The following is an 11,058-nucleotide window of genomic DNA, read 5'->3' on the forward strand; positions in this document are numbered from 1 at the left end:
TAAAGGGGCCTTAATGAGAGACATTGAATGTACAAACAAATTCTTGTTCCGGTTGATCTAAATGACCAAGGCTTTTCAGACCGAGCGGTTGAACTAGCGGTTTGGCAGGCAAAGCAAGCAAATGCTCAAATCCATCTTCTGACGGTACTACCTGGTATTCACATGTCGATGGTTGCCACATACTTTCCGAAAGATGCTGCGGCCAAAATGAAGCAAGACGTGAAGCAGCAACTAAAAACTTTCGCTAATGAGCATATTGCTGAAGATGTGGTTTACCAAGTGCATGTTGCTGAAGGCAAGGCCTACGCGACCATTCTTGATTATGCAGAACGTTTAGGCGCTGATCTCATCATTATGCCAAGTCACAAGCGCTCTAAAATCAATAAAGTAATGCTTGGCTCTGTCGCGAGTAAGGTTGTGGAATATTCTCCAATCAATGTGATGGTCGTAAAACCGCAAGGCTAAGTAAATACAGAAACGAAAAAGGACGCTAACATTAGCGTCCTTTTTATATTAAACAAGTAAGGGTTATGCCATCACTGGGTAATCGGTATAACCTTCTGCTCCACCCAAATAAAAGTGTTCTGGTTTCGCCTCATTAAGAGGTGCATTTTTCTTAAATCGCTCAACTAAATCTGGGTTTGCGATAAAGGGAACGCCAAATGCGACCACATCAACTTTGTTTTCTGCAATTGCTGTTGCCGCTTCTTGTGCACTGTAGCCCACGTTCGCCATTAAGTGACCTTTATAGTTTTCGCGTGCTGGCTTGAGAACATCTGCTTTTTGTACGCCTTTCAGATCCGCACGCATCACGTGCCAATAAGCAAGATCGAAAGAATTAAGTTGCTCTGCTAAGTAACGCACCAAACCAACCGGATCACTGTCTTTCATGTCATTAAATCCATTTAGCGGAGATGTGCGCAGACCGACTCTTCCAGGTCCCCACACCTCAACGACTTCTTTCACTATCTCAAGTAAAAATCGAGCACGATTTTCAACCGAGCCACCGTATTCATCGGTACGTAAATTTGAACCGTCACGAAGGAAGTTATCAATAAGATAACCATTGGCGCCATGTATCTCGACCCCATCAAAGCCGGCTTTCTTGGCGTTTTCTGCACCTTGTTTAAACGCCGCAACAATGGAAGCTATCTCATCCACTTCGAGTGCTCGTGGTACCGTATATGCTTGCTTACCCGAAGGGGTATGAACTAATTCATCACGAATGGCCAATGCGCTCGCCGCTACAGGTGTTTTTCCTTCATTCAGATCAGGATGACAAGCTCGTCCCGCATGCCAAATTTGCAGTACAATCTTACCGCCTCTCTCATGAACCGCATCCGTTACCTTTTTCCAAGCTGCGATTTGCTCTTCGTTGTAAATGCCCGGCTCTGCCATGAAAGCAGACGTACCTTCCATCACCATGGTGCATTCAGCAATGATAAGTCCGGCACTCGCACGTTGAGCGTAGTATTCAACCATAAGGTCATTAGGAATATGGTCTGCGCCAGCACGAGCTCGCGTTAAAGGTGCCATAATGGCACGGTTATCTAATGCTAATTGACCGAGTTCGATAGGAGAAAATAAGTCTACAGAGTTGGACATGTTGTTTACCTCAAATGACAATAACTTGATGGCTAAGGATGAGGTGCCAGACTATAATCAGATTAATATTGAAACAATATGGATAATTGAAAGTGATTGTTCGCAATTTAGAAACAATTGACTTTAGAACGCTTTCTATCTTTGTCACAAGCTGTCGACTACTGAGCTTAACCAAGTGCGCGCTGGAGTTAAACCTACCGAAATCTACTGTTAGTAAAGCCATAACCAAACTCGAACAACACTTTGAAGCCAAACTCCTAGAGCGCACAACCCGAAAGTTAGTGATCACCGAAGCTGGCCAAATGGTTTTAGAGCGTGCTGCAAGCTTAATTGAAGAATTCCACTCAATTGGCCATGACGTACAGGAGATGGAACAACAGATCCAAGGCCGGCTGCGTATTTCCGCGCCACCAGCGTTGGATGCGTACATGGCGGAACACATCTTTTTGCCATTTTTAAAACAATGGCCAAAAGTACAAATTGCGTTAGAAGCATCGAACGATTTTGTTGATCTGTTTTCACACGGCTTTGATATGGCAATTCGAGTCGGTCAGATAGTTGATGATCGATTGATCGCAAAAAAATTAGGCTATACCACTCGAGTCCTGGCTGCTAGCCCTGAGTATTTAGCTGAGTTCGGCGTACCTGAAACGCCAGAAGATCTGACAAAACACAACTGTTTGAGGTATCAATATGTTTCAGAAATAGGGCCTTGGACGCTGATCTCACACGATAATACCGTCAATGTTTCGATAACCAGTAACTTCTCAAGTACAACTGTAGAAGCAATATTAAAAGGCGCACTTAAAGGACTAGGCATAGCGAACTTACCTGTGCAGAACATGACGCAAGAGCTAGAAAGTGGCACCTTAGTCAGAGTGTTGCCGCAATGGCACACTGTACCAATGCCTATTTATTTAGTCTATCGTCCTGGAGCAAACCGCCCACGGCGCGTACAAGCAATGATTGACCATATCATGAGCTTAAGAGCTCAATTTGAATTTGGCCCTCGGCATGGTTTATGTTGCGGGGAAGCATAACCCAGCAACTATCGGGGCACTAGCATGCGGCTCGGATAAATGCCGCAAGCTTCTCACTAGCATGCTGTTCACTCAATGCAGACATATCACCCGCGGCTTCCACTTTACCATCCGCCACAAACACAAAGTGGCTGGCAATCGCTTTGGCATCGCTTAAATGGTGCGTGACCATCAATACGGTTATTCCCCGCTCTGCTGCCAGTTTTTTTACCAAACCTAGCATCTCTTCACGCAACACCGGATCAAGCGCCGAGAACGGCTCATCCAACAGCCACATGGGATGAGGCTGAACAAAACAACGCGCTAAGGCAACACGTTGACGCTGGCCACCAGAAAGATGCTCTGGCAAACGGTCGAGGTACTCTGCAACACCAACTTGCTGCGCGGCTTGTTCAATCTGACGATTTTGGTCCACCGTAAGCTTTAGCCCTGGGTGTAAGCCCAAACCGATGTTGTCACGCACCGATAAGTGAGCAAACAAATTGTGCTCTTGGAACAACATAGAGAACGGACGCAGATAAGGCTCTTTACGAACAATGGACTCACCATCAACACAAATATCACCACGGTCAGGATGGATGAATCCTGCCACCAACGCCAGCAAGGTTGACTTCCCTGCCCCACTTGGTCCCATCAGCGATACAATCTGTCCTTGCTCAATCGTTAAGTCAAAACGAAACAGCTCACGTTGGTAGGTGTACTGCACATCATCCAACACTAACATTACGCTCTCTCCTTCGTTTTCAATACTTTCTCAATCAAGGCAAAACAGCCCACACTCAACAACAATAGGGTCACCGATACCACCGCAGCTGCGTCCATCTGATAACTGCCAAGCAACTGGAACAAATACAGAGGTAAGGTACGAAACTCTTGTCCACCAAACAGTGCGATGGCACTTAAATCCCCTATTGCAAACATAAAGCTGATCGCAAAGGCATGTGCAAACGGCTTGCGTAGCGCCTGCCACTCCACCACTTTAAATCGTTGCCAGCCACGCATGCCTAAGCTGGCACATACATACTGATACTGTTGCTCAATGTGCAGCATCGGTTGCGCTAGCGTTTTGATCACGTAAGGCAAAGCCATCAAACCGTTCACCAAAATCACGACAAAAAATGCCAAGCTAAAAACATCGGTAAATGCGCGCAGTAGTAAGAATAAACCGGTGCTAATCACCAGACCTGGAGTCACCAAAATAATGGTGCCGATTAACTCTATCTGATCGGCTCGCGTGTTTTTGTACTGCAACCGCCAACGGCGACTGGTCAATAGTATGGACACCCCTGCAGCGACCGCAAGCGCGCTAGCGACACAGGCGACTTTGAGAGAGTTCAATAGCGCAGACCAAAAACGCTCATCGGTTAATACTGTCCAAACTTGTTGGTTGATGCCACTCAGTAACACCATCAATAACGGCGGTATTACCAGTAAAAAGGCACCTATGATCCAAAAGCTATCCCAAGCTTTTGACCACCCATGATCCTTCGTTAAATATTGCTGTACCGATGTGCTTCCAGCACTGATAGAAACAGGCCTTGTTAACTTCTGCACTCCAATAGCAAGCAGTCCACATAACAGCATCTGCCACAGCGCCAATAACGCCCCAGCTTGTAAATCAAAATCAAACTTAATCGCTTGGTAAATGGCCAATTCAATGGTGGTGGATTTTGGCCCGCCCCCCAACGCCATTACAGTGGCAAAACTGGTAAAGCACAACATAAACACCAACCCACAAACGTGGGGAAGCTGCTGCCTTAAACGCGGCCATTCTACCCAGCGAAACTTATCCCAATGGCTCATCCCAAGATGCGCGCAAAGCTTATGCTGCTCGGCAGGAATAGACTCCAAGGCTTGCAGAAGCAATCGTGCCGCGTAAGGTAAATTAAAGAACACATGGGCGAGTAAAATGCCGTTCAAACCGTAAATAGAGAATGGCAGTTTAGTGTCGAAACTTTGCAACCACTGCGCCAACAAACCACTGTTGCCATAAATCGCTAACAGCCCAAAAACACCAACCAAAACCGGCAAAACCAGTGTCGATGCAAACAGCTTAAGCAGTAATGATTTACCAATAAATTGGCGACGCGAAAGTGCGTGCGCTACTGGAATGGCAAAGCCAACACTGAGCAATGTGGAAAGAAACGCTTGGTAGAAACTGAACTTGGTGACATGTTGATAGTACGGGTCGCCCCATACCACAGACACATCAAGTGAAGGGGCTTGAACAATCAAAGCACCTAGGGCAGAAATAACAAAGGTCGCGATGATCATCGCGACCCCTAAACCTATTTTTGGAACAGAATTCAAAGGTAAAACCTATCTCATTCAGATGAGGATGGAAACGTCAGCTAAAACGTCAATGCGCTTTGCCATTCGCGAATCCAAGACTTACGCATTTTTGCCACTTCATCAGCACTAAAGCTCAACGACTTGCTTGGAACACTCAAAGTTTCAAAACCTTTAGGTAACTCAACGTCAGTGACTGGGTACATCCAGTTACCCGTTGGCATCGCCGATTGGAACTCATCACTTAAAATGAAACTCATAAATTGATCAGCAAGTTCTGAATTTTTTGCCCCTTTCACTTTGGCGGCTACTTCAACTTGCATGTAGTGGCCTTCAGCAAAATTCGCCGTAGCAAACTTCGAATCGTTTTCCGCAATTAAGTGGTACGCAGGTGAAGTGGTGTAAGAAAGCACTAAATCGGACTCACCATTGAGGAACATAGAATACGCCTCAGACCAACCTTTCGTGACCGTTACGGTTTTGCTCGCTAGCTTCTGCCACGCTTGCGTCACATCGTCGCCATAAATAGATTTCATCCATAGCATTAAGCCTTGGCCCGGCGTTGAAGTCCGCGGATCTTGGTAAATCACTTTCAGATCGTCGCGCGTTTCCACCAGCTCTTTCATGCTTTTCGGCGGATTAGCCAGTTTCTCTTTGTTGTACACAAACGCGAAGTAGCCGTAATCGTACGGTACAAACGTCGTGTCACTCCAACCGTTTGGTAACACTGTGTTAGCCGTATCCACATTGTGCTCGGCAAGCAGACCGGTTTTCTTCGCTTCTGCCATCAGATTGTTATCCAAACCTAACACGATGTCGGCTTTGCTATTACCGCCTTCAAGACGAAGACGATTCAGGATCGACACACCATCGTCTAATGCCACGAAGTTAACGTCACAGCCACATTTTGCTTCAAAAGCTTGCTCGATTTTAGGACCCGGCCCCCAATCTGAGGCAAAAGAGTCGTAGGTATAGATGGTTAATGTGTTTTCAGCGGCAAACGCTGAAGTAGAGGTGATTGCAGCTAAGGCAATCAGATTTAGAGTGGTTTTCACTGCTCGCTCTCCATGAGTATTTCAGAGAAATAAGTTGAGCGGCACAGGGTTTGAGGCGGCTATTAAGGATTTCCAATATCCAGACTCAATTCCTACGCCAGCATTATCTGGTTCAGGTAATACGGGTCCCTAGTAAAGCACTTAGGTCTCAGCGCCCAAATGCATTGATTGACTCAATGCAAAATGGGTTTGCTCCCCGATGAGTTGGATGGATTGTAAAGGTATTTGAGTGGTTACACAATCAGCTCACGAGCGCTGGTCATAGCCCCAACGAGGCACCAAACCTTGCTCAATACCTAAGTGGTCGAGAATTCTCGCCACCATAAAATCCACTAAGTCTTCAATGCTCTTTGGCTGATGGTAGAAGCCCGGGGCCGCTGGCATGATGGTGACGCCCATTTGCGATAGCTTGTGCATGTTCTCCAGATGTAGCGTTGAAAATGGCGTTTCACGAACCACGAGCAACAGCTGCCCGCGCTCTTTCATTACTACATCAGCGGCCCGTTCGATCAAGTTGTCCGACATACCGTGTGCTATGGCCGCAACGCTTCCCGCAGAGCATGGGCAAACCACCATTTGCTTGGGTGCAGCAGAACCAGACGCAACCGGCGAGAACCAATCGTCTTTACCGCAAACGGTGATGTTATTTGGATTGCAGTTCAGGTGCTCTACTAATGCTTGCTGCGCCGCTTCTGGGCCACTTGGCAGCTTAAGATTATGCTCGGTTGCCATCACAACACGAGCTGCCGAAGAAATCAGAACGTAGACATGATAATCCGCCGCAACCAAGCATTCTAAAAGACGAAGGCCGTAGGGAGCACCAGAAGCCCCCGTTAATGCCAACGTGATGGCTTTTTTGTGAGAGGGTTGTGTTTTGTTTTGCATATCAATCAGGCTTTTTGTTTTAACTGCTCAAGAAGTTTTCCGTGAATACCACCGAAGCCACCATTACTCATGACTAGAATTTGGTCACCTGCTCGCGCACGTTCGACGATCTTGGCTACAAAGTTATCTATATCCGCATCGACAAACGCTGGCTGTTTGCATTGGTCGGCAATGTCTTGCACAGACCACTCGATATTATCTGGCTGGAACAAGAAGACTTCATCTGCACTGTGTAGTGACTCTGCAAGTGTATTTTTGTGTACGCCACGCTTCATGGTGGCAGAACGCGGCTCTAACACAGCTAGGATGCGTTTTTCACCTACCTTGTTACGCAAACCACCGACAGTAAGTTCAATTGCCGTTGGGTGATGCGCAAAATCATCGTAAACCGTCACACCTTGTTCTTCACCTTTCAGCTCTAAACGGCGCTTGGTATTGATGAAACGCCCTAATGCTTGGCAAGCAAGATCCGGAGTGACTCCAACATGTCGTGCAGCAGCGATTGCCATCAGCGCATTATCCACATTGTGGTCACCCACCAAATTCCATTCGACGGTACCAACCTTCTCGCCTTGCAACGCAACGTCAAATTTTGAGCCATCAAGCACTAATTTGTGCGCTTGCCAGTCACCATTCTCACCAGAGAACTGTTTTTCAGTCCAGCAGCCACGCTCTAATACATCCGCTAACGCCTGATCTTTTCTCGGCGCTAAGATCAATCCATTGCCCGGTACAGTTCGCACTAAATGATGGAATTGGCGCTTGATCGCTTCTAGATCATCGAAGATATCAGCATGATCAAACTCAAGATTGTTCATGATTAAAGTGCGAGGATGGTAATGCACAAACTTAGAACGCTTATCGAAAAAAGCACTGTCATATTCGTCCGCTTCAACGACAAAAAACATACTTTCACCCAAACGAGCAGACACTCCGAAGTTACCGAGTACCCCACCGACTAAGAAACCCGGTTGATAACCACAATCTTCAAGTATCCAAGCAAGCATGCTCGACGTGGTCGTTTTCCCATGTGTACCCGATACCGCCAATACCCAACGATCATGCAGCAAAAACTCGTTGAGCCACTGCGGGCCAGAGGTGTAACGCATGTTAGTGTTGAGCACATGCTCGACACAAGGGTTGCCACGGCTCATCGCATTACCAATCACCACAAGATCTGGTTGAGGGTCGAGTTGAGACGGGTCAAAGCCTTCAATAATTTCAATACCTTGAGACTCAAGCAGTGTGCTCATTGGCGGATAAACGTTGGCATCAGAACCAGTGACTTTATGTCCTAATTGGCGCGCTAGAATCGCTGCGCCGCCCATAAATGTGCCACAGATACCCAAGATATGAATGTGCATAAACTAAACCTTGTAATGCGTTTTTTAATGCTTTCATTATCGCGATTACCGCCTGAAAAGCGAGTGACTTTAGCCTTCTTCTTGCAGTCCCTTTCACAAATATGACAAGGTTGAACACAGACTGTACAACCTCTTGCTTACTGATGAATCCCTCAAACAAGTCTACAAATAAATTGAGATCTCAAACAGTTACTTCATTACCATTAAAAAGATCTGCGACTTAAACTTACATCCAGCGCAATCGTTTAACATCCATAAAGAGATGCTCACTTGCGCACTACCCCCAATGAAATGAAAATGTAAGGATTAACCATGTCAGGACTGCGCACCCTAGGCGAGTTCATTGTCGAAAAACAAGCGGATTTCCCCCACGCTAGCGGTGATCTATCATCCCTTTTAGCCTCCATTCGTTTAGCTGCAAAAATCGTTAACCGCGAAATCAACGCAGCGGGTCTCGGTGATATCACTGGTGCTGTAGGCACGGAAAATGTCCAAGGTGAAGATCAGCAAAAGCTCGATGTTTACGCGAACGATAAGTTTAAAGCCGCGCTTGAAGCTCGTGATCAAGTGTGTGGCGTTGCCAGTGAAGAAGAAGACGAAGCAGTTGCGTTCAATAAAGAACTCAACCAAAACGCCAAATATGTAGTACTGATGGACCCACTTGATGGTTCTTCTAACATCGATGTGAACGTCTCTGTTGGTACTATCTTCTCGATTTACCGTCGTGTTTCTCCAATCGGTACTCCACCAACTGAAGAAGACTTCCTACAACCTGGTCACAAACAAGTGGCTGCGGGCTACGTAATTTACGGCTCCTCCACCATGTTGGTATACACAACTGGTAACGGCGTAAACGGCTTTACTTACGACCCATCTATCGGCAGCTTCTGTCTTTCTCATGAAAACATGATGATTCCTGATGATGGTAAGATCTACTCCATCAACGAAGGTAATTACATTCGTTTCCCTCAAGGGGTGAAGAAGTACATCAAGTACTGCCAAGAAAACGTGCCAGAAGACGGTCGCCCATACACTTCTCGCTACATTGGCTCGCTGGTTGCTGATTTCCACCGCAACCTACTGAAAGGTGGTATCTACCTTTACCCAAGCACACAAAGCCACCCACAAGGCAAGCTACGCCTGCTTTACGAATGTAACCCTATGGCATTCCTCATTGAGCAAGCTGGCGGCATTGCATCGGACGGCGTGAATCGCATTATGGACATCAAGCCTACTGAGTTGCACCAGCGTGTACCTTTCTTTGTGGGTTCGAAGAACATGGTTCGCAAAGTTGAAGAGTTCCTTGAACTGCACCGCGACGAAGAATAATTTCAGACCTTTGTCCAACGCGGCAGGTGTTTACCTGCCGCGTTTTTGTCGCTAAAGTGAAACGCGAATTTATCATCAGATGAAGCCGCTTTTGTGTGACTCATCGTTAATGAAAAGGAATATTCTAATGAGCTTAAACCATGTACCAGCAGGCAAGTCGCTGCCTGAAGATATCTATGTCGTGATCGAAATTCCTGCAAATGCAGATCCAATCAAGTACGAAGTAGATAAAGACTCTGGTGCTGTATTTGTCGACCGTTTCATGTCTGCACCAATGTTCTACCCATGCAACTATGGCTATGTGAACAATACCCTGTCTCTTGATGGCGACCCAGTCGACGTATTGGTACCAACACCATACCCACTCATGCCAGGTTCAGTCATTCGCTGCCGTCCTGTTGGCGTTTTGAAGATGACAGATGAATCGGGTGAAGATGCAAAAGTGTTTGCGGTTCCCCACTCAAAAATCTCGAAAGAGTACGAGCACATCCAAGATGTGGACGATATCCCAGAACTACTGAAAGCGCAGATCACGCAATTCTTTGAGCGTTACAAAGAGCTTGAAGCAGGCAAATGGGTGAAAGTGGATGGTTGGGCAGATGTTGCTGCCGCTAAAGCTGAGATCCTAGAATCTTACGAGCGCGCTCAGAAAAAATAAACATCACTGCTGATACAAAATTAAAAAGAGCTGCTCTAGGGCAGCTCTTTTGCTTTCATCTTACCTGTGTCAACTAGATAGGTGCGCCTGCTGAAGACATTCGTCCAGCGTCGTAGTCATGTTGAAAGAAGGGGTCAACATCATCACAAATGCCAAAATACGGACGCCCGATAACACCGAGCATATAAGCACTTTGCTCACAATACTCTTGTTTGCCTTGCTGGTAACCCGCTTGATAAGCCATTATCAGTTCTGGCGTCGCATGGTTAACATCATCCAGCTTCGCAATTCGCTCCTCAGATAACTCCCGTAATCCATCTAAAGCTGACTGCTTACCAAACACTTGCCAATCGGTCACATTATTCGAAGTCGGTAGTGTTGTTTGTGCGCATGCAGCAAGAAGCAACGCCATTACTCCAATTACGAATGTTTTCATCGTGACTCCTTAGTGTTTAGCTCGTTGCTATTGATAATGTAAGTATAGCTCACACCTTTTGACACCAATCGCCGGAAGCGATTTCTTCGGTTAACTGCTCAGTATCTTGATATAAGTAGATCCAAGCTTGGCCAAAAGGCGTAACGATGCTCTCTCGGCGATATTCCACTGGCACATCTTCTAACCTATCTAGCTCAGATAAGGTTTCACTGTCAATCAGGTACACTTCACCTTGAATCGAGCGTTGCCCATCAGACAACGCTGGATAAGGGCCTAAGTCATACATTGCAAATTGAGCATCCGTTTCATGTAAACCAAGAAACTGCGCCGAGCGCAAATACTGATGGTTGTACTCTCCCTTGCGTAACGTGCCGTAGACAAAAATCAAATGCTGCAT

General features: G+C 46.4%; 12 protein-coding genes and 1 riboswitch. Of the genes, 4 read left to right on the plus strand and 8 right to left on the minus strand.

Features of this window, described 5'->3' with window-relative positions; translation table 11 throughout:
- Nucleotides 1–27 precede the first annotated feature (27 nt).
- A complete protein-coding gene (locus tag R7H07_RS12695) occupies nucleotides 28–465 on the plus strand; it encodes a universal stress protein (RefSeq protein ID WP_005379654.1) in 438 nt (145 codons plus the stop codon).
- 63 nt (nucleotides 466–528) lie between these two features.
- Here R7H07_RS12695 and R7H07_RS12700 read toward each other — a convergent pair whose 3' ends face one another.
- Nucleotides 529–1,605, minus strand: a complete 1,077-nt coding sequence (locus R7H07_RS12700; protein WP_053349696.1) for an alkene reductase — start codon at nucleotides 1,603–1,605, stop codon at nucleotides 529–531.
- A 92-nt stretch (nucleotides 1,606–1,697) separates the two neighbouring features.
- Between R7H07_RS12700 and R7H07_RS12705 the strand changes: the two genes are divergently transcribed.
- On the plus strand, nucleotides 1,698–2,645 hold the full coding sequence (locus R7H07_RS12705; RefSeq protein WP_206959332.1) for a LysR family transcriptional regulator: 948 nt from the start codon (nucleotides 1,698–1,700) through the stop codon (nucleotides 2,643–2,645).
- A gap of 19 nt (nucleotides 2,646–2,664) precedes the next feature.
- On the opposite strand, the gene thiQ is transcribed toward R7H07_RS12705, so the two are convergent.
- The 5 genes from thiQ to mpl form a co-directional block, all read right to left on the minus strand.
- Complete coding sequence (thiQ, locus tag R7H07_RS12710; RefSeq protein WP_047101922.1) at nucleotides 2,665–3,369, minus strand: thiamine ABC transporter ATP-binding protein; 705 nt, start codon at nucleotides 3,367–3,369, stop codon at nucleotides 2,665–2,667.
- Nucleotides 3,369–4,955, minus strand: coding sequence for a thiamine/thiamine pyrophosphate ABC transporter permease ThiP (thiP, locus tag R7H07_RS12715; RefSeq protein ID WP_086046505.1), 1,587 nt, complete (start codon nucleotides 4,953–4,955; stop codon nucleotides 3,369–3,371). The genes thiQ and thiP overlap by 1 nt, the downstream gene beginning before the upstream one ends.
- Before the next feature lie 41 nt (nucleotides 4,956–4,996).
- A complete protein-coding gene (gene thiB / locus R7H07_RS12720) occupies nucleotides 4,997–5,989 on the minus strand; it encodes a thiamine ABC transporter substrate binding subunit (protein ID WP_206959334.1) in 993 nt (330 codons plus the stop codon).
- Nucleotides 5,990–6,061: 72 nt separating this feature from the next.
- Nucleotides 6,062–6,198, minus strand: a riboswitch (TPP riboswitch).
- Between the two features lie 37 nt (nucleotides 6,199–6,235).
- On the minus strand, nucleotides 6,236–6,874 hold the full coding sequence (locus R7H07_RS12725; RefSeq protein ID WP_025768362.1) for a flavin prenyltransferase UbiX: 639 nt from the start codon (nucleotides 6,872–6,874) through the stop codon (nucleotides 6,236–6,238).
- Between the two features lie 5 nt (nucleotides 6,875–6,879).
- Nucleotides 6,880–8,238: a UDP-N-acetylmuramate:L-alanyl-gamma-D-glutamyl-meso-diaminopimelate ligase gene (gene mpl, locus R7H07_RS12730; protein ID WP_161440778.1), complete on the minus strand. Its 1,359-nt coding sequence runs from the start codon at nucleotides 8,236–8,238 to the stop codon at nucleotides 6,880–6,882.
- A 312-nt stretch (nucleotides 8,239–8,550) separates the two neighbouring features.
- Between mpl and fbp the strand changes: the two genes are divergently transcribed.
- Nucleotides 8,551–9,567, plus strand: a complete 1,017-nt coding sequence (gene fbp / locus R7H07_RS12735) for a class 1 fructose-bisphosphatase (RefSeq protein WP_005383114.1) — start codon at nucleotides 8,551–8,553, stop codon at nucleotides 9,565–9,567.
- Between the two features lie 127 nt (nucleotides 9,568–9,694).
- Nucleotides 9,695–10,225, plus strand: coding sequence for an inorganic diphosphatase (gene ppa / locus R7H07_RS12740; protein ID WP_005379635.1), 531 nt, complete (start codon nucleotides 9,695–9,697; stop codon nucleotides 10,223–10,225).
- A gap of 73 nt (nucleotides 10,226–10,298) precedes the next feature.
- On the opposite strand, the gene R7H07_RS12745 is transcribed toward ppa, so the two are convergent.
- Both R7H07_RS12745 and R7H07_RS12750 read right to left on the minus strand, forming a co-directional pair.
- Entirely contained in the window at nucleotides 10,299–10,661 is a 363-nt protein-coding gene (locus R7H07_RS12745) for a DUF2799 domain-containing protein (RefSeq protein ID WP_025768360.1), read from the minus strand.
- Nucleotides 10,662–10,710: 49 nt separating this feature from the next.
- Entirely contained in the window at nucleotides 10,711–11,058 is a 348-nt protein-coding gene (locus R7H07_RS12750) for a gamma-glutamylcyclotransferase (RefSeq protein ID WP_005379626.1), read from the minus strand.

The organism is Vibrio sp. Vb1127, assembly GCF_033338735.1.
Classification (GTDB): domain Bacteria; phylum Pseudomonadota; class Gammaproteobacteria; order Enterobacterales; family Vibrionaceae; genus Vibrio; species Vibrio alginolyticus.